Raw genomic sequence first — 25,662 nt, forward strand, 5'->3', positions numbered from 1 at the left:
TCACATGCGGGCGGCACCCTGCACGATCGCCTCCCGGATACGGGTGTAGGTGCCGCACCGGCAGATGTTGCGGATCGTGTCGAGGTCCGCCTCGCTGATCGACCGGCCCTCGCGGCGTACCTTCCGCACGAGCGCGACCGCCGCCATGATCTGCCCCGGCTGGCAGTAGCCGCACTGCGCGACGTCGCGGTCGATCCACGCCTGCTGCATCGGATGGAGGTCGTCACCGTCGAGCCCGGCCTGGCCGGGCAGCCCCTCGATCGTGGTCACCTCGTCGCCGGCCGCGAGATCACCGACGCGCACCGAGCAGGGGTTGAAGGCACGCCCGTTGACGTGGGAGGTGCACGCCTTGCAGACGTTGATGCCGCAGCCGTACTTCGGGCCGGTGACGCCGAGCAGGTCGCGCAGCACCCACAGCACGCGGACGTCGTCGGCGACGTCGACGGTGACGGGCTTCCCGTTGAGGACGAAGGTCTGTCGTGGCACGGGGGGTCTCCTCAGTAGGTGAGCTTGAGGCCGTTGGTCGGCGACTGCGGGACCGGCGGCACCACCGGTTTGGGCTTGAAGGCGAGCGGATCGCGGTGGTTGATCGGGAAGTAGGTCGGCACGCGTCCCGTCGCGCGGGCGTAGGCGCAGGCGACCGCGGCCATCGTGGCGGCGACACCCGCCTCGCCCGCACCGCCCGGCTGGCCCGAGTCGCTCGGCATGACCACGACCCTCACCTCGGGCGGGGTGTTCCACTGGCGCGTGTAGAAGTAGTTGTCCCAGCTCGCCTCGAGGAAGTGGCCGTCGCGCAGGTGGAGGCTGGAGGTCAGCGCTTGGGCGATCCCGTCGTTGATCCCGCCCTGCATCTGGGCCTCGAGACCTCGCGGGTTGACCACGAGGCCGGCGTCGATCACGAACGTCACCCGGGTGACCCGCGGTCCGGTCACCGCCCGGGGGACGTCGCGTCCGACCGTGGCCGGCCGGCAGTCGATCTCGGCGACGCACGCACTGGCGCCCTTGTACTCCTTGTGGATCGCGATCCCCTGGGCCGTGCCGGCCGGCATCGACCGACCCCAGTCGCCGACCTCGGCGGCGCGCTCCAGCACGCCGCGCACGCGGTCGCTGCGGCAGAACCTCAGCCGCATCTCGAGCGGGTCGAGGTCGAGCCTGCGGGCGATCTTGTCGACGACGAGCTCGTTCGCCGTCCGGACGTCGGGCGAGTAGATGTTCCTCATGCTGCCGGTGTTGAAGCGCTCGTCGGTCTCGAGCAGCGTCTGCGCCACGGCGCCGAAGTCGTAGGGCAGCTCCTGGGTCATCGCGAAGATCGACTGGGCGAAGCCCATGTTGCCCAGGCCTGCCGGCAGGTCGGCGGCCGTGGCGCTGAGGATCTCGCCCAGGCCGTGGCGGTAGTCGGTCTCGACGCTGGTGTGGCCCTGCTGGAAGGCCAGGACCTGTCCGCCGGCGACCACGGCCCGGACCCGGCTGGTGGACATCGGATGCGTGCGGCCGGCGCGGGCGTCGTCGGCCCGGTGCCACATCAGCTTCACGGGCTTGCCCATGGCCTTGCTGATGCGGGCCGCCTCGAGGGCGGCGTCGAAGAAGAGCCGCCGGCCGAACGAGCCGCCTCCCTGCACGACGTGGAAGACGACCTTGTCCGGGGTCAGGCCGAGCTCGGCGGCGATCGTCTCCTGCGCGGTGATCGGGACCTTGCAGGCGTTCCAGATCTCCGCGGAGTCCTCACGGACGTCGGCGATCGCGGCGTTGGTGTCCATCGGGGAGTTGCTGCGGAAGTAGAAGAGGAACTCCTCCTCGACCACCTCGGCCAGCGGGTTGGTCGGGAGCGGGGGCAGGTCGGGGTCGAGGGCCTTCAGCTCCTCGACGATGTCGCCGTCGGACTGGCCGGCCACCGGGCCGTCGGCCCACTCGACGTCCATCGCGCGGATGGCGTCGATGCACTGGCCGAAGGTGCGGGCCCGGACCGCGATCCCGGTCGCGACCTTCGCGACGTGGGTGACACCGTCCATCCGCAGCACCTGCCGGCGGTTGCGCAGCCGGACGGGGGTGCCGTTGAGCGTGGGGGCGCGGCAGACCATCGTCGGCAGCGCGCCCTTGACGTCGAGGTCGGTGACGTACTGCTTGCGGCCGGTCACGGCCTCGCGGGCGTCGGTGCGGTTGCGCGCCGTACCGATCATCCGGAACTCGGAGCGGTCCTTGAGCTCCACCTCGACCGCGCGGGTGCCGCCGCCGGCGGCCCGCGCCGCGACCTCGGCGTAGGTCACGCTGCTGCCGTCGGGGGCGGTGATGACGCCGTCCTTGGACTTCAGGAGCTCGACGGTGTCGCCGAGCACGATCGCGGCGGCCTCGAGCAGCGCCATCCGGGCGACGGCCGCGGCGACGCGGACGGGGGTGTAGGTCGACGTCGTGGTCGTCGAGCCGCCGGTCAGCTGGTTGAACAGGAGCTCCGGGCGGGCCGGGGCGAGGGTGACCTCGACCCGGTCGAGCGGGAGGTCGAGCTCCTCGGCGATGAGCATGGCCGTCGAGGTGACGATGCCCTGGCCGTTCTCCGAGCGCGGCAGCGCGAAGTGGGCGGTGCCGTCCTCACGCACCTCGACCGTGACCAGGTTGGCCGTCGGACGGGCGGCGTCGGTGATGAAGTCGTTGAGGTCGTAGACCTCGGCGACCTGAGGCGGCGTGGGTACGCCGGCGGCGGACGCCGGGCTCGCGACCACCAGGTCGGCGGCCGCGACGAGCGTCGTACCTCCCAGCACGTAGCCGAGGAACCGGCGACGGCTGGTCGTCCTCTCCAACGGGAGCATCTGCGGGCCTTTCGTCTCGCGTGTGCTCCCTCCCCGCCCCCACGGTGACAGCCATCACCAGTGAATGCGACGTCCTGTCCGCGTACTGAGCGGTCGGCAGGCGCTCAGCCCAGGTGCTGCAGCAGCAGCGCCTCGGCGAGCAGGACCTTCTCGAACTCGGCGAGGTGCAGGCCCTCGTTCGCGCCGTGGGCGCGGGTGTCGGGGTCCTCGACCCCCGTGACCAGCACGCTGGCCTGCGGGAACGCCTCGAGGAACTCGGCGATGAAGGGGATCGACCCGCCCACCCCCATGTCGACCGGCGCCGTCCCGTCCCACGCCTCCGTGAAGGCGGCCCGTGCGGCGTCGTACGCCGGACCGGTCGCGTCGATCGCGGTGGCCTCCCCGGTGTCGACGACCGTGAAGTCCACGCTCGCGCCCCACGGGACGTGGGCCTCGACGTGGCGCCGGAGGCACTCGACGGCGTTGGCGGTGGTGTCGCCGGGGGCGATGCGCATCGAGATCCGGCAGCGGGCGGCCGGGACGAGGGTGTTGCTGGCGCCGTCGACCTTGGGCGCGTCGAGGCCGGTGATGCTGAGCGACGGCTTCGTCCAGAGCCGCTCGACGACCGAGCCGCTGCCGATCCACTCGACGTCGGCGGTCGCACCCGACTCGGCGCGCAGCCGCTCCTCGGGGTAGACGACGTCGGCAGCCGGGCCGGCGTGGAGGCCGGCGACCGCGACGTTGCCCTCGTCGTCGTGCAGCGAGGTGATCAGGCGGCTCAGCGCCATCAGGGAGTCGGGGACGAGGCCGCCCCACATGCCCGAGTGGACCGCGTGGGTCAGGGTCCTGACCTCGACGTCGGCGCGGACCAGGCCGCGCAGGCTGGTGGTGAGCGCGGGCTCGCCGATGTCCCAGTTGCCGGAGTCGGCGATGACGATGACGTCGGCGGCGAGCTCGGCCTGGTGGGCCTTCAGCAGGTCGGGCAGGGTCTCGGACCCGACCTCCTCCTCGCCCTCGATGAAGAGGGTGACGCTGACCGGCAGGTCGTCGCCGAAGATCCGGAGCGCCGCGAGGTGGGCGGCGATGCCGGCCTTGTCGTCGGCCGCGCCGCGCGCGAACAGCCTGAGGTCTCCCCGCCCATCCTCTCGAGCAGTGGGCTCGAAGGGCGGGGAGTCCCAGTCGGCGTGGTCGTTCTCGGGCTGGACGTCGTGGTGGGCGTAGAGCAGCACGGTCGGCGCACCCTCGGGGCCGGCCTTGTGGGCGATGACCGCCGGCGCGCCACCCTCGTGGCTGACGATCCGGGTCTCGCAGCCCTCGGCGTCGAGGAGCGCCTTGACCGCCTCGGCGCTGCGCTGCACCTCCGCAGCCCGGGCCGGGTCGGCACTGACCGACTCGATCCTGACGAGGTCCTCGAGGTCGCGGCGGATGCCGGGGAGGACGTCGGACACACGGGCGCGGAGATCGGTCATGCGGGCGACCCTAGTGGGGGGTGGGGTGGTCGGTTTCCCCGGATATCCGGCGAACCAGTCATATCGGGTGACTGGATCCCTCGGGAAGTGACCACTTCCCCGGACATCCGGGGAAACCGTCACCCAACGTGCACGACGTTGCGGGGCGGCCGCCCCGCGGCGTACGCCGCGAGCTGGTCGCGCACGAGGGCCGCCATCCGGGGCAGCATCGCGGTGGTGCCGCCGGCGACGTGGGGCGTGACGAGGACGTCGGGAGCCGACCAGAGGGGGTGACCGTCGGGGAGCGGCTCGGGGTCGGTGACGTCGAGCGCGAAGCGGAGCCGGCCGGCCTCGGTGACGACCGCGTCGGAGTCGAGCACGCCCCCGCGGGCGACGTTGACGACGACCGCACCGTCGGGGAGCAGCGCGAGCCGCTCGGCCCCGAGGAACCCGCGGGTCCGGTCGGAGAGCGGCAGGAGGACGACGACCACGTGCTGGTCGGGCAGCAGCCGCTCGAGCTCGTCGACGCCGTGGACGTGGCCGACGAGGTCGTCCTCGCGCGGCCGGGAGGCCACGGCGGTGACCTCGGCCTCGTGGGCGAGCAACCGGCGGACGAGGGCGCGGCCGATGGAGCCGTAGCCGAGCACCATCACCCGGGAGTCCGCGAGCGAGCGCATGTCCGTCCGCAGCTGCTGCCACGAGCCGTGGCCGCGCACGGCGGCCGGGATCTCTCGGAGCACCGCGAGGGCGAGGCCGACGGCGTGCTCGGCCGTCGCGGCGTCGTGGACCCCGGCCGCGTTGCAGAGGGTCACCCCGGCGGGCAGCAGCTCGACCTGGCCGTCGAAGCCGGCGAGCTGGGTCTGGACGAGGCGCAGCTCCGGCAGCTCGGCCAGCCGGCGGAAGTGCCCGGAGTCGCGGTAGTCCGGGACGCAGACCTCGATCCGCGGGTCGGGGTCGCCTCCCGGCTCCCACAGCACCAGCTCGACCCCCTCGACCTCCCCCACTGCGGCGAGCAGGTCCTCGGTCGGGACGGACGCGACGACCGTCACGAGGCGCTCGCCGCAAGCGGTGCCGGGTCGGTGATCTCGTCCTGGAGCCGTCGACCGACCACCGCGGCGACGGCCGCCACGGCGAGGAGCACGACCACCATGACGCCGAAGCCCGCGAGCCCGCTGCCGGTGGCGGCCAGGACGACGTAGCCGAGGCCCGCGGCGACCGCGCCGACGAGCGCGTAGGGCAGCTGGGTGGTGACGTGCGTGATCACGTTGCAGCCCGCCCCGGTCGAGGAGAGGATCGTCGTGTCGGAGATCGGCGAGCAGTGGTCGCCGAAGACCGCACCGGCCAGGACCGCACCGAAGGCCGGCACCAGCAGCTCCGCCTCACCGACCGAGGTGATGAGCGTGCCGGCGATCGGCAGCAGGATGCCGAAGCTGCCCCAGGAGGTTCCGGTCGAGAACGCCATCGCCCCGGCGATCACGAACATCGCCGGCACCAGCCAGGCGGCCGCGATGCCCGAGTCGTCGATGATGCCCGCGAGGTACTCCCCCGTGCCGAGCGACTCGATCAGCGCCCCCAGCATCCAGGCGAGCAGCAGGATCCACACGGCCGGCAGCATCGAGCGGAGGCCGCTGACCAGCCCCTGGCGCAGCACGCCGCCGTGGAACTCGTCGTTGGGACCGGTGTAGCGGAAGTAGTAGTAGAGCGAGGACGCCAGCCCGAGCGCGGCGCCGTAGATCAGCGCCTCGGTGACGTCGGCGTTGGACATCACGTCGAGCACCGACCAGGACCCGGCGGCGGTGCCGCCGGTCCACACCATGCCGCCCACGACGCCGACGACGAGCAGCACGAAGGGCACCACGAGCGCCCGCTTGTGGCCGGGCTCGTGGACCGGCAGGTCCTCGGCGAGCTCACCGGGGACGTCCTCCCCGCTGTCGAAGGTCTCTCCCTCGGCGATGGCACGGCGCTCCTCGCGACGCATCGGGCCGACGTCGAGCTGGAGCGCGATCACGAGACCGACCGTGATGAGGGCCGCGAGCGCGTAGTAGTTGTGGCCGGCCGAGAGCACGAAGACCTCGACGTCGCTGCGCTGGAGCGTCGACTCCGCGACGATCGGCGCCATCAGGCCGATGATGTAGGCGCCCCAGCTCGAGAAGGGCGCCAGGACCGCGACCGGGGCCGACGTGGAGTCGATGAGGTAGGCGAGCTTGGCGCGCGCCACGTGGAGCCGGTCGGTGAGCGGTCGGGCGACCTGGCCGACCGCCAGTGCGTTGAAGTAGTCGTCGATGAAGATCGCGATGCCGAGACCGCCGGCGACACCCTGGGCCCCGCGGCGGGTCGACACCCGGCGCGACGCCCACTCGGAGAACGCGGCACTGCCGCCGCTCATCAGCACCACCGCGGTGATGACGCCGAGCGCCAGGGTGAAGACCAGGATGTAGACCTTGCCGGTGTTGACCGCCCCGTCGGCCCAGAAGAGACCCGCGAAGGACTCCCAGACCAGCACGACGGTGTCCCACGGCCGGTAGTCGCTGACGAGGAAGGCGGCGCTCAGGACGCCGAGCCCCAGGCTCAGCACCACCTTCCGGGTCGCGACCACGAGGATGATCGCGACCACCGGGGGAACGATGCTGAGGATCGAGTCGGCCATGACGGTCCCTTCGACGGCGGGAGGCACCACGCTAGACGTCCGCGTGCCGGGTGCGCACCATCCGGCTGGGCCGCGGCCTCAGCTCAGCGGCAGGTAGGGCGCGAGCTCGGCCCGCTCGCCGGAGGCCTGGATGCGGCCGCCGTCGACCGCCTCGGCCCACGACAGCGCGCCGGTGGCGAGGGCGATCCAGGTCTCGGCGTCGGTCTCGACCACGGCCGGCGGCGTGCCGCGGGTGTGGCGGACCCCGGGGACGGCCTGCACCGCGGCGTACGGCGGCACCCGGACCTCGACCGAGCGGCCGGGCGCGCGCTCGGCGAGGACCGCGAGGAAGTGCTTGACGAGGAGCCGGAGGTCGGCCGGCTCGCGGCTCTCGAGAGCAGCGGCGACCGCGGCGGGGTCGGCGACGCGCAACCGGGCTGGCATGTCCCCGAGCCTAGGCGTCGTCGGTCTTCGCGCGCTGATCGGGCAGCGGCTGGAGCATCGCGAGGTAGGAGTAGGTGAGCCGCTCCGGGTCGCGGCCCCGCGTCCGTCGAACCCACGCGTTGAGCACGTCGCTGAGCTCCTCGGTGAGCGCGCGCGCCTCCTCCGGCGTCAGCCGCAACGTCTGGTCGGTGATCGATCGGTGGACGCCGTCGCGACGCGACTCGGAGTAGGCCGTGTCGACCAGCTCGTGCGCCCAGCCGGCCGCCTGGGACCGGAAGACGGCCGCCGCGGCGGCCCCGCCCGGCTGCTTCTCCATCTCGGTGATGTCGAGGTCGAGACCGGTCTCGTCGGCGAGCCGCCAGACCCGGTCACGGCGGTCCCTCCCCTCACCGACGGCCTCCTCGACCAGGCCGTACTTCGCGAGCTGACGCAGGTGGAAGGAGGCCTGGTTGGCCGGGACTCCGAGCTCGGCGGAGAGGTCGGCGGCGCGCAGCGGGCCCTGGGCGGACAGCTCGCCGAGGATCCGGTTCCGCACCGGGTGGGCGATGGCGCGCAGGACGGTGGGGTCGTGGACGTGCCGCTTCATGTCGCCACCCTATCCGCACGCGTCATTGCGCAAGACTACTTGCGCAATGACTGTTGCGCACTTACTCTTGCGCTTATGACCGGCTACCGCTCCCTCGCCCGCAACCGCGACTTCACCCGCCTCTGGGTCGGCGAGGCCGTCAGCCAGCTCGGCACGGGCGCGTCCCTCTTCGTGCTCCCGCTCGTCGGCTACGCACTGACCGGCTCGGCACTGATGGCGGCGCTGCCGGTCGGCGCCCACACGCTCGGCATCGCGCTGGCGCTGCTCCCGGCCGGGGTCGTGGCCGACGCCGTCGACAAGCGCCGGCTGCTGCTCGCGTCGAGCGCACTCGGCGCCGCGCTCGCCGGCTCCGCGGCCGTCGCCGGCTTCCTCGGGGCCCTCACGCTGGCGCACCTGGTGGTCGTCGCGTTCGGCACCGGCGTCGCCGCGGGCTTCTACATGCCGACGGAGATGTCGGCGGTCCGCCAGGTCGTGACCCGCGAGGAGCTGCCGACCGCGATCAGCCAGAACCAGGCCCGTCACCACGTCGCATCGCTCCTCGGCGGACCGCTCGGCGGCATCCTCTACGCCGTCGCACGGCCGCTCCCGTTCCTCGTCGACGCCGTCAGCTATGTCGTCTCCCTGGTCACCGTCGCCCGGGTCCGGACCGACCTCGCCCCGACCCGGCGTACCCGCCAACGGCCGGTGGCCGAGCTCGCGGAGGGCCTCCGCTACCTCCTCGCGCGGCCCTACTTCCGGGCGACCGCGGCCTTCTCGGCGAGCGTCAACCTCGTGGTCAACGCGGTCTTCTACGTCGCGGTGCTGCGACTGGTGCAGGAGGGCGTCCCGTCGACGACGATCGGACTCGTCGAGGCCCTGGCCGGCGCCGGTGGCGTCCTGGGCGCCCTCGCCGCCCCGTGGATCATCGACCGGATGCGGACCGGCCACCTCACCATCAGCGTCGCGTGGGTGTGGGTGCCGCTGCTGGTCCCGCTGGCGTTCTGGCCCTCGGCCTGGGTCGTCGGGGCGATGCTCTTCGTCGGGCTGCTGCTCAACCCCGCCGGCAACGCCGGTGGCCAGTCCTACCGGGTCGCGATCACGCCCGACGCCCTGCAGGGGCGGCTCGCCAGCGCCCAGCAGTTCCTCGGCTTCACCACGATCCCGCTCGCTCCGTTGCTCGGCGGCTGGCTGCTCGAGGCGTGGGGCGGGCAGGCCGCGACGCTGGCGCTCCTGGTCGCGGCGGCGCTCAGCGCGCTGATCCCGACCCTGACCCGCGAGGTCCGGACGGTGCCGCGCCCGCGGGACTGGCCGGTGCTCGACGAGACCGGCGAGCTGGTCGCGCGGGCGGCGTGACTCGGTAGTCCGGTTGATATGTGTCGCGATTCGGCCTCGGACCGACACAAATCCACCGGACTACCGCTCGGACGAGCCCTCAGAACGAGCGCAGCAGCTCGAGCTGGGTCGTCCAGGCGTCGGTCGCCGGGTCGATGACCGCGAAGTGGTCGCCGTCGACCTCGACCAGCTCGGCGGTCGCCCCGGCGTCGGTGGCCGCGGCGACGTAGGAGCGGGACTGGGCGATCGGGACGACGTCGTCGTCGGTGCCGTGCACGCACCACACCGGCACGTCGAGGGGGACCATCCGGACCGGGTCGGTCTCCCGGTCCGCCGGCCCCGGCGGATGACCGAGGAACGACTCGACGGCGCCGCCACCCAGCCCCGCGTCGTACGCCGCGACGAGGTCGAGCACCCCGGCCTGGGAGACGACGTGGGTCAGCCCGCCCCCGGCCGCGGCCCAGGTCACGAGATGACCGCCTGCGGAGTGGCCGAGCCCGACGATCGTGTCGACGTCGACCGGGAGCTCGGCGACATGGTCGACCGCGGCCCTCACGTCGGGGAGGGTGGCGCGAGCCCCGGAACGGCGGTACTCGACGGCCCAGGTCGCCCAGCCGTCCTCGACCAGGCTCGGCACCAGCGGGCGGGCGTACTCGATGCCGTACTGCGGCTTCCAGAAACCGCCGTGGACGACCACGACCAGGCCACGGGCATCGTCCTCGGGAAGGCTCAGCTCGCCGAACTGGTCGGGGTGGTCGCCGTAGCGGATCGTGCGGTCGCCGGGGCTGGTCGACACCGGAGCCTCCTCGGAGCAGGCCGCGAGCAGCGTCGCCGCCGAGGCCCCGAGAAGGCCTCGACGGGAAAGAGGTCGCAGCGGGGACGTCACCGCCCCAACCTAGGTCCTCAGCGGGCGACCTCCTCGCCGTGGTCGGGGTGGAGCCCGCCGCCACCGACGCTGGCGCCGGCCGTGGCACTGACCGGCTGCGCCGGGTCGACGAGCGGCTTCCGGGTGAGGTTGCGCTTGGCGAGCAGCAACGTCGCCTGGGCCGCGGCGTCGGACATCTGATCGAGCGCGGTGTTGCTGTTGTTGGCGAAGGTGTCGCAGGCCTGGTGGTAGCACGGGTCGTAGGCCACACCCGCCGTACCGCCGTAGACCGCCGCCTCGGCCGCGGTCTTGACGCCCTCGGCACCCGTGAACAGCCCACCCGCGGGGATCCCCTGGGCGATGAAGGGCCCGTAGTCGCTGCGCCCGTTGAACGGCGTCTCCGACGACGGCAGGTTCTGGGAGACGAAGTAGTCGCGGAAGATCCGCTCGATCTCGCCCGAGCCCTGGGGCCCGTCGGTCGCACCGCCACTCACCGGGAACGCCGAGTTGTCGCCGTCGTAGACGAAACGGACGAAGTTGGGCGAGCCGATCATGTCGAAGTTGAGGTTGGCGCGGATCCGGCCGAGCTCCGCCTCGGACAGGCTGCTGACGTAGAAGGAGGACCCGATCAGGTTGTTCTCCTCGGCACCGAACCACATGAACCGGACCTGGTTGCGCGGACTGATGTTGAGCCGCTTGAACTGCTCCGCGATCTCCAGGATCGCCGCCGATCCCGACCCGTTGTCGTTGATGCCCGGGCCACCGGCCACGCTGTCGAGGTGCGCCCCGACGACCACGACGTTGTTGGCGTCACCGCTGGTCTGCGCAGAGAGGTTCACCGTGGAGCGGATCTCCGAGATCGCCTCGACCTCGATCCGGACGGTCAGGCCGGGCGTGTTCGCCAGCTCCTGCCCGAGGGCGAACGACGTGCCGATCGCGGGGATGCCGGCCGGGGCCCCCAGAGTGCCGAAGAGCGTGTCAGTGCGGCCGGGCTGGCCCTCGTTGAAGATGATCACCCCCACCGCGCCCGCAGCCTCCGCGTTGGCCGCCTTCAGCCCGAACGCGCAGCTGCCCCGCTGCATCAAGGCGATGTTGCCGGGGATGAAGCCGGCGAAGTCGCCGGCCTCGCAGCCACTGGTGCTGGTGTTGGCCGTGGGGCCCGGGGGGAGCAACAGGTCGACGCCCTGCACGGCGGCCGTCACGTTGCCGGAGCCCGAGTACGCCATGTCCGCGAAGTCGATGCCCTCGGCGTAGGTCACCGCGCTCGGGCTGATCTGCTGGAACTCCGGCGTGGCGAGGAGCTGGTAGTAGGCGAAGTCGAAGGGCTGCCGGGTCACGGTGTAGCCGGCGGCGGTGAGCTTGTCCTCGACGTAGTCGGCCGAGGCGTCGTAGCCCGGCGTCCCCGAGGCACGGGTGCCCCCGTTGGCGTTCGCGATCTGCTGGAACGCCTGCTGGTGCTCACGGACGCCGGTCAGGGTGACGGCCTTGCGGATGGCACGGGTCTCGCTGATCGGGTCAGCGTGGGCCGGCGAGGTGACGACGAGCGTCGGGCCGACGAGCGCGGTGGTGATGACGCCGACCGCGAAGGCGCGGCGGCGTGCAGTGGTGTCCATGGAACCTCCCCTGGCCCGGCCGGGCGCCAAGCCCTGCGGGGAGTCAAGCAGCGGCCGCACCCGGCGGCCACGGGGTGTTAGACCAGTCAGCCCAGCACGGCCGGCAGCGTGACGGTCCACACCTGCCGCAGCTCCTCGAGACCGACCTCGAACTGGCCCTCGACCACCAGCGCGTCGCCGCCGGTCGCGCCGATCCGGGTGAGGGGCACGCCGTGGGACTGCGCCAGGGACGCGAGCCGCTCCGCGTCCTCGGGCGACACGGTCACGACGGCGCGGGCCGCGGACTCGGAGAACAGCGCGACGAAGGCGTCGCCGTCGAGGGACACCGTCGCCCCGACGCCGTCGCGGAGCACCGACTCCACGAGCGCGTGGCCGAGGCCGCCGTCGGAGAGGTCGTGGGCGCTGGTCAGCAGCCCGACACCCTCGGCGAAGAACGCCGCAAGCCGCTGCTCGGCGGCGAGGTCGACCTGGGGCGGCATCCCGCCGAGGTGGCCGTGGACGACGTGGGCCCACTCCGAGCCCGAGAGCTCCTCGCGGGTCTCGCCGAGCAGCCACACCTCCTCGCCCTCCGCCCGGAAGCCGGTCGGGGTGCGCTTGGTGACGTCGTCGACGACGCCGAGGACGGCGACGACGGGGGTCGGCAGGATCGCGGTCTCCCCGGTCTGGTTGTAGAGGCTGACGTTGCCGCCGGTCACCGGGATGCCGAGCTCGAGGCAGGCGTCCTTGAGGCCGCGGCAGGCCTCGGCGAACTGCCACATGACCGCAGGATCCTCGGGCGAGCCGAAGTTGAGGCAGTCGCTGACCGCGAGCGGTCGGGCGCCACCGGTCGCCACGTTGCGATAGCTCTCGGCGAGGGCGAGCTGGGCGCCGGCGTAGGGGTCGAGGCGCGCGAAGCGGCCGTTGCAGTCGGTCGACACCGAGACCCCGAGGTTGGTCTGCTCGTCGACGCGGACCATGCCGGAGTCGCTGGGCTGGGAGAGCACGGTGTTGCCGCGGACGTAGCGGTCGTACTGGTCGGTGATCCACGACTTGTCGCAGAGGTTGGGGCTGCCGGCGAGGCGCAGCAGCGTCTCGCGCAGCTCCTCCCCGGTCGCCGGCCGCGGCAGCCGCTCGGCCCGGTCGGCCTGGAGCGCGTCCTGCTCGTCGGGGCGGGCGAAGGGCCGGTGGTAGGTCGGGCCGTCGTGGGCGACGGACCGCGGGGGTACGTCGACGACGCGCTCGCCGTGCCAGTCGATGACCAGCCGCCCGGTGTCGGTCACCTCGCCGATGTCGACCGCCTCGACGTCCCACTTCGCGCAGATCTCCAGGAAGGCCTCGAGGTCGCCCGGCTCGACGACCGCCATCATCCGCTCCTGGCTCTCGCTCATGAGGATCTCCTCAGGCGCGAGCGTGGAGTCGCGCAGCGGGACCAGGTCGAGCTCGACGTGCATGCCGCCGTCGCCGGCGCTGGCGAGCTCGGACGTGGCACAGGAGAGACCGGCACCGCCGAGGTCCTGGATGCCCGCGACCACGCCGGCGGCGAAGAGCTCGAGGGTGCACTCGATGAGCAGCTTCTCCATGAAGGGGTCGCCGACCTGGACGCTGGGCCGCTTGGCGGGACCGCCCTCGTCGAAGGTCTCGGACGCGAGGACGGAGACCCCGCCGATGCCGTCGCCTCCGGTCCGCGCGCCGTAGAGCACCACGCGGTTGCCGGTGCCCGACGCCTTGGCGAGGTGGAGGTCCTCGTGGCGCAGCACGCCGACGCACAGCGCGTTGACGAGCGGGTTGCCGAGGTAGGTCGGGTCGAAGACCGCCTCGCCGCCGATGTTGGGCAGGCCGAGGCAGTTGCCGTAGCCGCCGACGCCCGCGACGATCCCCGGCAGGACTCGCTGGGTGTCGGCCGCGTCGAGCGGTCCGAATCGGAGCGGGTCCATCACGGCGACCGGGCGGGCGCCCATCGCGAGGATGTCGCGGACGATGCCGCCGACGCCGGTCGCGGCCCCCTGGTAGGGCTCGACGTAGGACGGGTGGTTGTGCGACTCGACCTTGAAGGTGACGGCGTAGCCCTGGCCGATGTCGAGCACGCCGGCGTTCTCGCCGATGCCGGCGAGCATCTTGCCGACCGGCGTCTCCTGGGGGATCTCGCCGAACTGCTTGAGGTGGACCTTGCTCGACTTGTAGGAGCAGTGCTCGCTCCACATGACCGAGTACATCGCCAGCTCGCTGCTGGTGGGGCGACGGCCCAGGATCTCGCGGATCCGCTGGTATTCGTCGGGCTTCAGCCCGAGCTCGGACCAGGGCTGGTCGTGGTGGGGGTCCTCGGCGGCGGTGGCGACGGTGTCGAGCACGCGGTCAATCTACCGGCGTACGTCGCGGGTCAGCGCAGCAGTCCGTCGGCGACGACCTCGAGCAGTGGCCGCACCTGCGCGACCGGCTGGTCGGCGTTGTCGGCGACGGTGGCGACGCCGCCCACGAGCTGGCAGACCCGGACGGCGTCGACGTCTTCGCGCAGCGCGTCCTCGGCACGCAGCCGGTCGACGACCTGCTGGGTGGCGCCGGCGAGCACGCCGCACTTGTGGGCGATCGGGCTCTGCGGGTTGCCCATCGCGGCGGTGAGCTTGGCAGGCCCGCCCTTGTGGAGGCTGATCAGCTCGGCGTAGGCCTCGAGCCAGCGGACGAGCAGGTCGCGCGGCTCGCCCTCGAAGGCGAGCACCTTCTCGGTCGTCTCCTGCACCCGGTCGACCCAGCTCTGCATGATCGCGTCGAGCAGGTTCTCGCGCGTCGGGAAGTGGCGGTAGAGCGTCCCGGCGCCGACCCCGGCGGTCTTGGCGACGAGGTCGAGGGAGGCGTCGTAGCCGTGGTCGCGGAACACCTCGCGCGCGACCTCGACGATCCGGTCGCGGTTGCGCTGCGCATCGGCGCGCATCACTCACCCCTTACTAAGTGGAGATAGTCTCCGCTACTGTTCAGGGAAGCGGAGAACTTCTCCGCTAAGAGTACACCGGCCGCTCCGGCCAGAACAGGACTCTCCCGTGACACTCCTCTCCCGCCCCACCGGCGCCCCGAGCGAGCTCCCCACCGAGCTGCCGCCGGACGCTACCCGCGCGGCGACGGGGATCGCGATCGTGCTCGTGGCCCAGCTGATGCTGGTGCTCGACGCGACCGTCGTGAACGTCGCCCTCCCCCGCATCGACGCCGACCTCGGCTTCGGTCCGGCCGCCCTCTCCTGGGTCCTCAACGCCTACACGCTCGCCTTCGGCGGACTGCTGCTGCTCGGGGGTCGCCTCGGCGACGTCCGCGGCCGGCGGCTGCTCTTCCAGGGCGGCCTCGCCCTCTTCACGGTCTCCTCGCTGCTCGGCGGGCTGGCCCAGACGCCCGGCCAGCTGGTCGCCGCCCGCACGCTCCAGGGCGTCGGCGCCGCGATGGCCGCGCCCAGCGTCCTGGCCCTGCTCACGACCAACGCGCCGGACACCGCTGCCCGCAACCGCGCGCTCGCCCTCTTCGGCGCCGTCTCCTCCGGCGGCGCCTCGATCGGGCTCGTCCTCGGCGGGCTGCTGACCGACGTCGGCTCGTGGCGCTGGACCCTCTTCATCAACGTCCCGATCGGCCTCGCCGTGCTGATGCTCGTGCCCCGCTTCGTCGACGAGACCCCGCGTCGCGATGGCCGCTTCGACGTGGTCGGCGCCGTCACCGCCACCCTCGGCGCGACCTCGCTGGTGTGGGCGCTCGTGCAGGCGCCCGAGCACGGCTGGCTCTCCGCCCGCACGGTCGGCGGCGTCGTCCTCGGCCTGCTCTCGCTGGCCCTGCTGGTCCGCACCGAGCGGCGTCACCCGCACCCGATGGTGCGCCCGGCCCTGCTCCGCGACCGGCAGCGCGTGCTCGCCCTCGTGGTCATGGCGCTGGTGGTCGGCGGGCAGCTCTCGATGTTCTTCCTCACCGTCCAGTACGACCAGCGGGTCCTCGGGCTCGGGCCACTCGCGACCGGCTTCGCGTTCCTGCCCTTCAGCCTGGCGATCTTCGGGATGTCCCGCGTGACGCCGCAGCTGCTGGGCCGGGTCGGCGCACCCCGGCTGATCGCGGTCGGCACCGCCCTGCTCACCCTCTCCTTCGTGCTGCTCAGCGGGGTCGGCGAGACCTCGACGTACGTCGGGGGCGTGCTGCTGCCGATGCTGCTCGCCGGCACGGGCGGGGCGCTGGTCTTCATGCCGGTCACCGCGACCGTGCTGGCCGGCGTGGAGCCCGAGCACGCCGGAGCCGCCTCCGGCCTGCTGCAGACCACCCAGCAGCTCGGCGCCGCGATCGGCGTCGCGGTCGTCGCGTCGGTCTACGCAGCCGGCGCGGTCCCGGAGAGCTTCGTGCCCGGCGCCCGGGCGGCGTTCCTCACCTCGGCCGCCTTCGCCGGCACGGCGCTGGTCGTCACGGTCGCCGGCCTGCTGCGGCGTACGGCGCCCGCGGCCGTCGTCGAGCGCGACCCGGAGCCCGCACCGGTGGCCGACCTGGCTGCCTCAGGATCAGGGTCGGGGGAACTACAGGTCTGTAGTTCCCTCGAACACCTGATACGGGTGTGACTGGTGGGGTTATGGTGCGGCACGCCCCCTTCCCCTGGAGCCCACCATGCGTACCCCCGTCCGCCGCTGGCTGACCGGCCTGCTGACCGCTGCCGTCGTCGCGAGCGCCCCCCTCGCCACCCCGTCCCCCGCGGGTGCCGGCAACGTCGCCACCCCCGGCAACTTCACCGGCCACGGCTTCGACCAGTGCCTCGCGCCCACCCAGCGCTCGATGAACGCCTGGCTGAAGCACTCACCGTTCCTGGCCGTCGGGATCTACATCTCCGGCGACAGCCGCGGCTGCCGCGACCAGCCGAACCTCACGAAGAAGTGGGTCGCCACCCAGCTCCGCAAGGGCTGGAAGCTGCTCCCCATCACGCTCGGCCCCCAGGCCGCCTGCCACCCGAGCTTCCCGCGCTACGGCAACGACCCGACGATCCGCACCCGCCCGGGCAGCGGCGGGACCTACCCCAAGGCGCGCCGCCAGGCACGCCGTGAGGCGGTCAAGACGGTCGAGGCCGCGCAGGCGCTCGGGATCGCCCCGAAGAGCACGTTGTGGTACGACCTCGAGGGCTTCGACGTCACCAACACCCGCTGCCGCGAGTCGGCGATGCACTTCCTGTCGGCCTACAACACGAAGATCGAGGCGCTCGGCTACGTCACCGGCGTCTACTCCAGTGCCAGCTCCGGCATCAAGATGCTCGACGACGCGCGCGTCGACCGGCCCGACGCCTTCAACCTCCCGAGCCGGATCTGGATCGCGCGGTGGGACGGCAACGCCAACACCTCCACCACCTACATCCGCGAGGACGGCTGGCGCCCCGGCGGCCGGATGAAGCAGTACCGCGGCGGCCACACCGAGACGTGGGGCGGCGTGAGCATCAACATCGACAGCAACTGGCTCGACCTCGGCAAGGGCTCGTGGGCCCCCCGGGTCCAGCACTGCGGCGGGACCAAGGTCAACCTCGACACCTACCAAGTGCTCGGCGAGGACACGACCGCCACCAACCAGGTCATGGCGCTCCAGTGCCTGCTCACGGAGGCCGGGCTCTACGACGGCAAGCTCCACGGCACCTACAACGAGCGCACCATCGAGGCCGCCAACGCCTGGCAGACCTCCCACGGCTTCAGCGCCACCCGCACATGGGGGCGGGTGCACTGGATGAGCCTCCACGCGGTCGGACCCCACCCGGTCCTCAAGCTCGGCTCCGCCGGAGAGGAGGTACGCCGCGTGCAGCGGGCCCTGAAGGCGGCCAGCGCGACGCTCGACCTCAAGGTCACCGGGGTCTTCAACCAGGCGACCGTGAAGGCGGTCAAGGCCTACCAGGGCCGCCGCGACCAGACCGCCAACGGCATCGTGACCGGGACGACCTGGAAGGCGTTGCGCCGCGGCAAGCGGTGACGGGTGGGTGCAGGCCGAGTCGTAGTATCTTGACGTCGAGATAGTACGAGCGGGGGGTCCGGATGTTCCTGAGGTGGTGGCGGGCCGTGGTCCCGCCGACGAAGCTCGAGCGCGACCTCGCGCTCCAGTGCGTGCTCTCGGCCTTCGCCACCGGCTCGTTCCTCACCGGCACCGCGTTCTTCTTCACCCGGGTCGTCGGGCTCAGCGGGGCCGAGGTCGGGCTCGGGCTCTCGATCGCCGCGGGCGTGGCGCTCGTGCTCCAGCTGCCGCTCGGACGGCTGGCCGACCGGGTCGGCGCCAAGCCGCTGTGGGTGCTCGCCTCGGCGCTCGAGGCCGGCCTCTACTTCGCGTGGCCCGTCATCGGCGGCATGGCCGGCTTCGTCACGATGCTGTCGGTCCTCGCCGTCGTCGAGACCGCGGCGCGCAACGCCCGCAACGTCTACCGGATCGCGGTCTTCCCCCGCGAGGTCCGGGTCCGGGCGCTCGCCTACATGAGAGCGGCCCGCAACGTCGGCTACACGCTCGGCGCCGGCGCGAGCGGCGTCGCCCTCGGCCTGGGGACCGATGCGGTCCGACTGATCCCCCTGCTGACCGGCGGGCTCCTGGTCCTCAACGCGATCATGATCGCGACGACGCTGCCGAGGCTGACCCGGTCGGTGCCGGTCGAGACGGTCGCCGACGGGGTCACTGCCTCCCCCGCCGCCTGGCGCAACACCGGCTTCGTCGTCCTGGCCGCCTGCAACGGGGTGCTGTCGTCCAACCAGGTGCTGCTCAACGTCGTGGTGCCGCTGTGGCTGGTCGAGCGCACGGACGCCCCGCCGGTGCTGCTGGCGTGGCTGTTCGGCACCAACACCGTGCTCGCGGTGCTGCTCCAGGTCCGGGCGTCGCGGGTGGCCGACTCGGTGACCGGGTCGCTACGCGCGGTGCGGTGGTCGGGCTGGGCGTTCCTCGTCTCCTGCGCCGTCATCGCCGTCACCCACGACACGGTGGGCTGGGTCTCGATCGTCCTGATCTGGGCCGGCCACGTCACCATCACCGGCGCCGAGCTGTGGCAGTCCGCCGCCGACTGGGGCCTGACGTCGGAGCTCAGCGACCACCGGCGCCTCGGCGACTACCAGGGCGTCTGGGGCCTCGGCTACCAGCTGGAGCCGATCATCTTCCCGGCCCTGTTCACCTTCCTGGCCCTCGAGTGGGGGGTGGCCGGCTGGGTCGTCATCGCCGCGATCGGCGTCACGGCGGCGGCCGTCGCCCACCCCGCGGCCCGGGCCGCCGAGCGGCACCTGGTCCGGATCGGCGCGCCGGTCGGCGCCTGAGTCAGACCGGCGGGCCGACCAGCAGCGCGGCGCCGGTCAGGACGGCCACACCGGCGAGCCCGGCGACGGCGCCGCGTGCCGGGTGGCGCACGAGCCAGGCGACCAGCCGTTCGGTCGCGGTCGCCGGGTCAGCCGTCCGCAGCCGCCACCGGTCGGCGAGGAGGTCGCGGCTCGCGGCGTACCGCTCGAACCAGAGGGTGAGGAAAGGCGGGACGGCGCAGGCGAGGCCGAGCAGGGCGCGGCGGGCCGACCACTGCTGGTCGACCGCGACCACGAGGGTGGTCAGCAGGTAGCCGATGAAGACCACCCCGTGGAGCATCCCGAAGACCTGGACGCCGAGCTCGGTGGTCCCGGTGACGTACTTCAGGAACATCCCGGCCAGCAGCCCGGCCCAGGTGAAGGCCTCAGCGACGGCGACGCGGCGGAACAGCTGGGGGCTCATGGGCGGTCAGCCCAGCAGGGCCGCGGCGAGCGAGGTGAAGAACCCCAGCCCGTCGGTGCCCGACCCGGTCAGCTCCTCCACGGAGTGCTCGGGGTGGGGCATCAGGCCGACGACGTTGCCGCGCTCGTTGGTGATGCCGGCGATGTCGCGCAGCGAGCCGTTGGGGTTGTCGTCGAGGTAGCGCGCGACGACCCGCCCCTCGCCCTCGAGCCGGTCGAGCGTCGGCTCGTCGGCGACGAAGCCGCCCTCGCCGTTCTTGAGGACGACGGTGATCTCGTCGCCGGGCTCGTAGGCGTTGGTCCAGGCGGTCGAGGCGTTCTCGATGCGCAGCCGCTGGTCGCGGCAGACGAACTTCCGGTGGTCGTTGCGGATCAGGGCGCCGGGCAGCAGGTGGGACTCGCAGAGGATCTGGAAGCCGTTGCAGATGCCGAGGACCGGCATGCCCCGGTGGGCCGCCTCGACGACCTCGGTCATGACCGGCGCGAAGCGGCTGATGGCGCCGCAGCGCAGGTAGTCACCGTAGGAGAACCCGCCGGGCAGGACGACCGCGTCGACGTCGCGCAGGTCGTGGTCGCCGTGCCAGAGCGCGACCGCCTCGTGGCCGCCGATCGTGACCGCGCGGCGCGCGTCGTGGTCGTCGAGCGAGCCCGGGAAGGTGACGACCCCGACCTTCACTCCGCGACCTCGCTGGCGGCCTCGGTCTCGACGTAGACCGCGAAGTTCTCGATGACGGGGTTCGAGAGCAGCGTCTCGGCCATCTTCTCGACCGACGCGAGCATCTCGTCGGTGACCTCGCCCTCGACCTCGAGCTCGAAGCGCTTGCCCTGGCGGACGTCGGTCACCCCCTCGAAGCCGAGGCGGGGCAGTGCTCCGAGCACCGCCTTGCCCTGGGGGTCGAGGATCTCCGGCTTGGGCATGACGTCGACGACGACACGGGCCACGGTGCTGCTCCTGGGGACGGGCTCTCGGGGACGGCCCCCATCCTAGGGCGAAGGGGCAGACTCGAGGCATGAGCACCCAGTCCCCGGTCCCCGGCGACCGTCCGCTGCGGTTGGAGTACCCGCAGTCGCTCGCGGTCTACGACGACTACGCGGCCGCCCAGCGCACCGTCGACTTCCTCGCCGACGAGGAGTTCCCGGTCGAGCACTGCATGATCGTCGGCACCGACCTCAAGCGGATCGAGCGCATCACCGGCCGGCTCACGACGGGCCGCGTCCTGGCCGGCGGCGGCCTGTCAGGACTGTGGTTCGGCCTCTTCATCGGACTGGTCTTCGCGCTCTTCGCCGAGGGCAGCGTGGTCGGGGTCGTCCTGTTCGCGGCCGTCACCGGCGCCTTCTTCGGCGCCGCCTGGGCGTGGGTGGGGTACGCCGCGACGCGGGGCCGCCGCGACTTCGCCTCCGTCACCCAGGTGGTCGCCACCCGCTACGAGGTGCTCGTCGAGCACAAGGTCGCCGGCCGCGCCCGCGAGCTCCTCGCCGGGCTCCCCGGTGCCCTCCCCGACCCCTTCGCCTGACCGGTCAGCGCGGGTAGAGGGCGCGGCGGGGCCGGCAGACCGTCCCGGGGCGGGGCAGGGCGCCGTCGACGAGGTAGGCCGCGTAGGCGTCGTCGATGCACGGGCTGCCCGCCAGCGCGCCGTGGCCCCAGCCGTCGAGGACGAGCAGCCGCGAGCCGTCGAGCAGCCGGTTGACCGCCCGGGCGCCGTGGAGCGGCGTGGCCGGGTCGTAGGTGTTGCCGACGACCAGGACCGGGTTGGCCGGAGCGACGTCGAAGGGCCCGGCGAAGCGGTCCTCCTGGAGCGCCTCGGGCCAGCGGGCGCACGGGCTGGAGGCCCAGGTCCAGAGCTTGCCGAACCACGGTGAGGCCTTGTCGGCGCGGTTGCCCGCGGCGATCCAGGCGCTCGGGGCCTCCGGGTTGTCGGAGTCGGAGCACGCCACCCCGGCGAACGCGTTGCCGGTGCGGGCCCAGCCGCCGGCGGCGTACGGACCGGGGAGGGGCAACCGGTCGCTCACGCGACGCTGGACCGCCCCGGGCCGCCACGCGTCGACGCGCAGCGAGCTGCGGCCGAACAGCGCGCGGTGGAGACGCTTGATCTCCTTCATCAGCCACGGCACGCCGTCGGGCGAGTAGAGGTAGGAGAGCGCGGAGCCGACGACCATGTCGTAGCGGACGCGCTTGGCCGGGCCCCTGCGCAGCGTGCGGATCACGTCGTTCCACGCCTCGCTCGCGTGACCGGCGAGCACGCAGCGGCGCTTGCCGACACGGTCGCACTCGGCGAACGCCGCCGTCAGCGACTGCCACGCGCCGTAGCCGCTGCCGAGCCGCTCGGAGAAGGGGCGGGTCGCGGCGTCGCCGTGACCGGTGGTCCACTCCTCGGGGTCGAGCACCCCGTCGAGGATCATCCGGCCGACGGTCTCGGGGAACATCGCGGCGTACGTCGTCCCGAGCTGGGTGCCGTAGGAGATGCCGTAGTAGTGGAGCTCGGAGTCGCCGACCGCCTCGCGGACCAGGTCCATGTCGCGCGCCGTGTCGGCGGTGGACATCTGGGCGACGATCGGGGAGGGGTCACCGGTCGCGGGATCGCACGCGCCGCGGAACCAGTTGTCGAAGCGGATCTGCTTCCGGGCCTGCTTGCCGTTGGTCGGGAACCAGGTCCGCGGGTAGCCGGGACGCTGGGCGTCGGTCCTGCAGACCATCGGGGCGCTCGGGCCCGTGCCGCGCGGGTCGATGCCGACGATGTCGTAGCGCTCGGACACCGACGCGGGGACGAGCTCGCCGAAGAACGCGGCGAAGTCGCGGGCCGTGCCACCGGGGCCGCCGGGGTTGACGAAGAGGCTGCCGATCCGGTCCTCGGGATCGCCGGTCGCCGGCGCGCGCAGGACGTCGAGGTCGACGGTGGCCCCCTCGGGCTCGTCGTAGTCCAGCGGCACGGGGACGGTGGCGCAGTCGAAGTCCGGAGCCTCCTCGCACGGGGCCCAGGCGATGACCGGGACGTCGACCCCGGGCGGCGCCGCCGCCGTCGCCGGAGCACCCGCCGGTGCGAGGAGCCCGCCGGCCAGGGCGAGGGTGAGCAGGGACCCCGAGATCGTCCGGTGCATCATGCGCGGATCGTAGGCACGGGTGTGACCCCTCCGACAGCGACTTCGGTAGGGGGTCCGGCCGGTCCGGCCCTCGTCACCCGGTCAGGAGGGCTTGCGGCCGAGGACGGTGATGGCGAGGGCGACGCCGAGGCCGGCGACGAGGGGTCCGATGATCGCCCAGGTCTGCGAGCCGGTCATCGCGCTGCCGCCGACGTAGCCAAGGCCCTGAAGGGTCCACAGACCGCCGACGAGCACCAGGACGACCGCGACCACCAGGCCGAGGGCGCGTCCGTTCACGAGAGCTCGCGCTTGAGGATCTTGCCGGTCGCCGTCATCGGCAGCTCGTCGCGGAACTCCACGATGCGGGGATACTTGTAGGAGGCGAACTGCTCCTTGCCCCAGGCGACCAGGTCGTCCTCGGTCACGTCGTCGTGGTCCTTGTTCTTGATGACCACGGCCTTGATCTCCTCACCGTGGCTCTCGTGGGGGACCCCGATCACCGCGGCGAGCGAGACGGCCGGGTGCTCCATGAGCACCTCCTCGAGCTCGCGCGGATAGACGTTGTAGCCACCGCGGATGATCATGTCCTTGGAGCGGTCGACGATGTAGTACCAGCCGTCGGCGTCGCGCTTGCCGAGGTCGCCGGAGCGGAACCAGCCGTCGCGGATCGCCTCGTCCGTCGCCTCCGGGCGGCCGTGGTAGCCCTTCATGATGTTGGGGCCCTTGATCGCGATCTCGCCGACGGCGTCCGGGTCGTCGTCGACCTCGCTCCAGTCGGGGTTGATCAGCTTCATCGCCACGTCGGGGATGGGGACGCCGATCGAGCCGACCCGGACCTCGCCGCCGAACGGCGAGAAGGAGGCCACCGGTGACGTCTCCGACAGCCCGTAGCCCTCGAGGATCGTGACACCGAATCGGCGCTCGAAGTCCTTGTGGACCTCGACCGGCAGCGCCGAGCCGCCGGCGGCCGCCACGCGGAGGTTCGCAGCCAGTGCCTTGACGTCGACCCCGGAGTCGTCGAGCGCGCCGAGCAGCCCCCAGTACATCGTCGGGACACCGGCGAAGAAGGTCACTCCCTCGGCGGCCATGGTGCGCAGCGCCGGCTCGGCCTCGAACCGCGGCAGCATCACGACGGTGCCGCCGTAGGCGAAGCCGCCGTTCATGATCACGGTCTGGCCGAAGGAGTGGAACAGCGGCAGCACGCAGAGGTAGGTGTCGGGCCGGCTCGCGTCGGCGCCGAAGAGCGCCTCCCCGGTCAGCGCGTTGGAGTGCATGTTGCGGTGCATCAGCTCGGCGCCCTTGGGCTGGCCGGTCGTGCCCGAGGTGTAGAGGATGACCGCGGTGTCGTCGGCGTCGGTGGCGACCGTGTCGAACGTCGGTGCCTGCCCGGACATCCCCTGGCCGAGGGTCTCGGTGCCGTCGATCGGCGAGGGCGCGGCGGGGTCGGCGGTGATCATGAAGAAGTGCTCGCAGCCCGCGCTCTGCTCGAAGCCGTCGTGGCCGGCCTGCCCGATCGGCAGCTCCGGTGTCCCCTGGAAGCAGAAGTAGGCCTTCGCGTCGCTGTCGGCGAGGTGGTAGGCGACCTCACGCCCCTTGAGCAGCACGTTGAGCGGGACCACTGTCGCGCCGGCCTTGAGGATCCCGTAGTAGACGATCGGGAAGTAGGGCAGGTTCGGGCAGCTCAGCGCCACCTTGTCGCCGGGCTGGATGCCGCGGCTGACGAGGAGGTTGGCGACCTGGTTGGCGGCGCCGTTGACCTGGGCGTAGGTGAGGCGGGTCGTCTGGCCGTCGGGCCGGACGAGGACCACGGCCTCGCGGTCGCCGTACGCCGCGGCGGAGTCTTCGAGCAGGGACGCGAGGTTGAGGGTCGCCATGACCTGACCCTAGGGGAGGTGTGGTGGACGCAACAGGGTCCTCACGACATGAGCTACCGGTGGGTACGCGCCAGGACGTCCCCCGCCCTGGCGAGGTCGTGCCGGATCGCGGGGCCGGCCAGTCGGCCGGCGACCCGGACGGGCACCGACCAGGCGCCGCTGCCGGTGAGCGAACCGGTCGCGTCGATCCGGGTGCCCGAGGTGATGGCGGTGAAGCGGAGGCGCAGGGTCGCGGTGATGCCGCCCCAGGTCCCCTCCTCGGTCCAGAGCCGGAACGGCGTGAGCTCGGTGGTGCGCATCCGCGGCCGGACGCCGGCCATGGTGTTGTCGCGCCACGCCTGGCCGACGTGCGGCTCGGCGTCGCGGTCCTCGAGCGTCACCGACATCAGCGACGACTGCCACTCCGGCCGGTTGCGCGGGTCGGCGAGGTAGCGGAAGACGGCCTCCGGCGGGTGGAGCAGGTCGACGCGGCCGGAGAACTCGACCGTGGTCAGAACCGCTCCCCGGTCAGCAGCTCGTAGGCCTCGACGTAGCGCTGGCGGGTCCGCGCCACGACCTCCTCGGGCAGCGGCGGCGGGGCGTCGCCGGACGCCTTGTCCCACCCCGACTCGGGGGACAGCAGCCAGTTGCGGACGATCTGCTTGTCGTAGGACGGCTGCGCCCGGCCCGGCTGCCAGTCATCGGCGGGCCAGAAGCGGGAGGAGTCGGGCGTCAGCACCTCGTCGGCCAGCACGATCGTGCCGTCGGCGCGACGGCCGAGCTCGAGCTTGGTGTCGGCCAGGATGATCCCGCGCTCGCGGGCCATCTCCTCGGCGCGGCCGTAGACGGCGAGCGTCAGCCGCCTCAGCTCGGCCGCCACGTCGGCCCCCACCGTCGCCACGACGGCGTCGTAGGACACGTTCTCGTCGTGGTCGCCCAGGTCGGCCTTCGTCGCGGGGGTGAAGATCGGCTCGGGCAGCCGGCTCCCGTCCTCGAGGCCCTCGGGGAGCGCGATGCCGCAGACCTCGCCGGTGGCGCGGTAGTCGAGCAGGCCGGAGCCGGTCAGGTAGCCGCGCGCGACGCACTCGACGGGGAACATGTCGAGCCGCTCGCAGACGACCGCGCGGCCGGCGTACTCGGCGGGGACGTCGGTCGAGAGCACGTGGTGGGGCACCAGGTCGGCGAGCTGGTCGAACCACCACAGCGACATCCGGGTGAGGATCTCGCCCTTGTCGGGGATCTCGGAGTCGAGGACGAAGTCGAAGGCGCTGATCCGGTCGCTGGCGACCACCAGGAGCCGAGGGCCGTCCGGACCGTCGGGCATCGCGTAGAGGTCGCGCACCTTGCCGGAGTGGAGGTGCTCGAGGGTCACGACG

The 25,662-nt window shown here is 72.5% G+C and carries 24 protein-coding genes; 5 read left to right on the plus strand and 19 right to left on the minus strand.

Going from position 1 to position 25,662, the window contains the following annotated elements:
• The 7 genes from ABD091_RS06920 to ABD091_RS06950 all read right to left on the minus strand — a co-directional run bounded on the left by ABD091_RS06920 (nucleotide 1) and on the right by ABD091_RS06950 (nucleotide 7,884).
• Nucleotides 1–486, minus strand: coding sequence for a (2Fe-2S)-binding protein (locus tag ABD091_RS06920; protein WP_343916742.1), 486 nt, complete (start codon nucleotides 484–486; stop codon nucleotides 1–3).
• 11 nt (nucleotides 487–497) lie between these two features.
• A complete protein-coding gene (locus tag ABD091_RS06925) occupies nucleotides 498–2,792 on the minus strand; it encodes a molybdopterin cofactor-binding domain-containing protein (protein ID WP_343916744.1) in 2,295 nt (764 codons plus the stop codon).
• Nucleotides 2,793–2,905: 113 nt separating this feature from the next.
• Entirely contained in the window at nucleotides 2,906–4,249 is a 1,344-nt protein-coding gene (locus ABD091_RS06930; protein WP_343916746.1) for a dipeptidase, read from the minus strand.
• Nucleotides 4,250–4,368: 119 nt separating this feature from the next.
• The gene (locus ABD091_RS06935; RefSeq protein ID WP_343916748.1) at nucleotides 4,369–5,277 is read right to left on the minus strand and encodes a 2-hydroxyacid dehydrogenase; all 909 of its coding nucleotides are present in this window, start codon (nucleotides 5,275–5,277) and stop codon (nucleotides 4,369–4,371) included.
• A complete protein-coding gene (locus ABD091_RS06940) occupies nucleotides 5,274–6,875 on the minus strand; it encodes a Na+/H+ antiporter NhaC family protein (protein ID WP_343916750.1) in 1,602 nt (533 codons plus the stop codon). Before ABD091_RS06940 ends, ABD091_RS06935 begins: the two co-directional genes overlap by 4 nt.
• Before the next feature lie 78 nt (nucleotides 6,876–6,953).
• Entirely contained in the window at nucleotides 6,954–7,298 is a 345-nt protein-coding gene (locus tag ABD091_RS06945) for a sterol carrier family protein (RefSeq protein WP_343916752.1), read from the minus strand.
• Nucleotides 7,299–7,308: 10 nt separating this feature from the next.
• The gene (locus ABD091_RS06950) at nucleotides 7,309–7,884 is read right to left on the minus strand and encodes an ArsR/SmtB family transcription factor (RefSeq protein ID WP_343916754.1); all 576 of its coding nucleotides are present in this window, start codon (nucleotides 7,882–7,884) and stop codon (nucleotides 7,309–7,311) included.
• Nucleotides 7,885–7,959: 75 nt separating this feature from the next.
• On the opposite strand from ABD091_RS06950, the gene ABD091_RS06955 reads away from it, so the two are divergent.
• Nucleotides 7,960–9,216, plus strand: coding sequence for an MFS transporter (locus ABD091_RS06955; RefSeq protein WP_343916756.1), 1,257 nt, complete (start codon nucleotides 7,960–7,962; stop codon nucleotides 9,214–9,216).
• 79 nt (nucleotides 9,217–9,295) lie between these two features.
• Here ABD091_RS06955 and ABD091_RS06960 read toward each other — a convergent pair whose 3' ends face one another.
• The 4 genes from ABD091_RS06960 to ABD091_RS06975 form a co-directional block, all read right to left on the minus strand.
• Nucleotides 9,296–9,991 carry an alpha/beta hydrolase family protein gene (locus tag ABD091_RS06960; RefSeq protein WP_343916758.1) on the minus strand — a complete coding sequence of 232 codons (696 nt, stop codon included), beginning with the start codon at nucleotides 9,989–9,991 and terminating at the stop codon, nucleotides 9,296–9,298.
• A gap of 107 nt (nucleotides 9,992–10,098) precedes the next feature.
• Entirely contained in the window at nucleotides 10,099–11,673 is a 1,575-nt protein-coding gene (locus ABD091_RS06965) for a M28 family peptidase (RefSeq protein ID WP_343916760.1), read from the minus strand.
• An 86-nt stretch (nucleotides 11,674–11,759) separates the two neighbouring features.
• The gene (gene purL, locus ABD091_RS06970; protein WP_343916762.1) at nucleotides 11,760–14,000 is read right to left on the minus strand and encodes a phosphoribosylformylglycinamidine synthase subunit PurL; all 2,241 of its coding nucleotides are present in this window, start codon (nucleotides 13,998–14,000) and stop codon (nucleotides 11,760–11,762) included.
• A gap of 29 nt (nucleotides 14,001–14,029) precedes the next feature.
• On the minus strand, nucleotides 14,030–14,578 hold the full coding sequence (locus tag ABD091_RS06975) for a TetR/AcrR family transcriptional regulator (RefSeq protein ID WP_343916764.1): 549 nt from the start codon (nucleotides 14,576–14,578) through the stop codon (nucleotides 14,030–14,032).
• 106 nt (nucleotides 14,579–14,684) lie between these two features.
• Between ABD091_RS06975 and ABD091_RS06980 the strand changes: the two genes are divergently transcribed.
• The 3 genes from ABD091_RS06980 (at nucleotide 14,685) to ABD091_RS06990 (ending at nucleotide 18,914) form a co-directional block, all read left to right on the plus strand.
• The gene (locus tag ABD091_RS06980) at nucleotides 14,685–16,220 is read left to right on the plus strand and encodes an MFS transporter (RefSeq protein ID WP_343916766.1); all 1,536 of its coding nucleotides are present in this window, start codon (nucleotides 14,685–14,687) and stop codon (nucleotides 16,218–16,220) included.
• 46 nt (nucleotides 16,221–16,266) lie between these two features.
• On the plus strand, nucleotides 16,267–17,601 hold the full coding sequence (locus tag ABD091_RS06985) for a glycoside hydrolase domain-containing protein (RefSeq protein WP_343916768.1): 1,335 nt from the start codon (nucleotides 16,267–16,269) through the stop codon (nucleotides 17,599–17,601).
• A gap of 62 nt (nucleotides 17,602–17,663) precedes the next feature.
• Nucleotides 17,664–18,914, plus strand: a complete 1,251-nt coding sequence (locus ABD091_RS06990; protein ID WP_343916770.1) for an MFS transporter — start codon at nucleotides 17,664–17,666, stop codon at nucleotides 18,912–18,914.
• Nucleotide 18,915: 1 nt separating this feature from the next.
• Here the strand turns inward: ABD091_RS06990 and ABD091_RS06995 are convergent, their stop codons facing one another.
• Genes ABD091_RS06995 through purS form a run of 3 tightly spaced genes read right to left on the minus strand, consistent with a single transcriptional unit; the run spans nucleotide 18,916 to nucleotide 20,297 of the window.
• Nucleotides 18,916–19,356 carry a DUF3817 domain-containing protein gene (locus ABD091_RS06995; RefSeq protein WP_343916772.1) on the minus strand — a complete coding sequence of 147 codons (441 nt, stop codon included), beginning with the start codon at nucleotides 19,354–19,356 and terminating at the stop codon, nucleotides 18,916–18,918.
• A 6-nt stretch (nucleotides 19,357–19,362) separates the two neighbouring features.
• Entirely contained in the window at nucleotides 19,363–20,031 is a 669-nt protein-coding gene (purQ, locus tag ABD091_RS07000; RefSeq protein WP_343916774.1) for a phosphoribosylformylglycinamidine synthase subunit PurQ, read from the minus strand.
• On the minus strand, nucleotides 20,028–20,297 hold the full coding sequence (gene purS / locus ABD091_RS07005; protein ID WP_343916775.1) for a phosphoribosylformylglycinamidine synthase subunit PurS: 270 nt from the start codon (nucleotides 20,295–20,297) through the stop codon (nucleotides 20,028–20,030). Before purS ends, purQ begins: the two co-directional genes overlap by 4 nt.
• A 68-nt stretch (nucleotides 20,298–20,365) precedes the next feature.
• On the opposite strand from purS, the gene ABD091_RS07010 reads away from it, so the two are divergent.
• Nucleotides 20,366–20,869 (plus strand): YflT domain-containing protein, encoded by a 504-nt coding sequence (locus ABD091_RS07010; RefSeq protein ID WP_343916777.1) that lies wholly within the window; start codon nucleotides 20,366–20,368, stop codon nucleotides 20,867–20,869.
• Between the two features lie 4 nt (nucleotides 20,870–20,873).
• On the opposite strand, the gene ABD091_RS07015 is transcribed toward ABD091_RS07010, so the two are convergent.
• The 5 genes from ABD091_RS07015 to ABD091_RS07035 all read right to left on the minus strand — a co-directional run bounded on the left by ABD091_RS07015 (nucleotide 20,874) and on the right by ABD091_RS07035 (nucleotide 25,658).
• Nucleotides 20,874–22,454, minus strand: coding sequence for an alpha/beta hydrolase (locus ABD091_RS07015; RefSeq protein WP_343916779.1), 1,581 nt, complete (start codon nucleotides 22,452–22,454; stop codon nucleotides 20,874–20,876).
• A gap of 81 nt (nucleotides 22,455–22,535) precedes the next feature.
• Nucleotides 22,536–22,730 (minus strand): hypothetical protein, encoded by a 195-nt coding sequence (locus ABD091_RS07020; protein WP_343916781.1) that lies wholly within the window; start codon nucleotides 22,728–22,730, stop codon nucleotides 22,536–22,538.
• Nucleotides 22,727–24,307, minus strand: a complete 1,581-nt coding sequence (locus ABD091_RS07025) for a long-chain-fatty-acid--CoA ligase (protein WP_343916783.1) — start codon at nucleotides 24,305–24,307, stop codon at nucleotides 22,727–22,729. The genes ABD091_RS07020 and ABD091_RS07025 overlap by 4 nt, the downstream gene beginning before the upstream one ends.
• Before the next feature lie 53 nt (nucleotides 24,308–24,360).
• Nucleotides 24,361–24,909 carry an SRPBCC family protein gene (locus ABD091_RS07030; protein ID WP_343916785.1) on the minus strand — a complete coding sequence of 183 codons (549 nt, stop codon included), beginning with the start codon at nucleotides 24,907–24,909 and terminating at the stop codon, nucleotides 24,361–24,363.
• Nucleotides 24,798–25,658 carry a phosphoribosylaminoimidazolesuccinocarboxamide synthase gene (locus ABD091_RS07035; RefSeq protein WP_343916787.1) on the minus strand — a complete coding sequence of 287 codons (861 nt, stop codon included), beginning with the start codon at nucleotides 25,656–25,658 and terminating at the stop codon, nucleotides 24,798–24,800. Before ABD091_RS07035 ends, ABD091_RS07030 begins: the two co-directional genes overlap by 112 nt.
• Nucleotides 25,659–25,662: the final 4 nt, after the last annotated feature.

It is taken from the genome of Nocardioides aestuarii, assembly GCF_039527245.1.
GTDB classification, from domain to species: domain Bacteria; phylum Actinomycetota; class Actinomycetes; order Propionibacteriales; family Nocardioidaceae; genus Nocardioides; species Nocardioides aestuarii.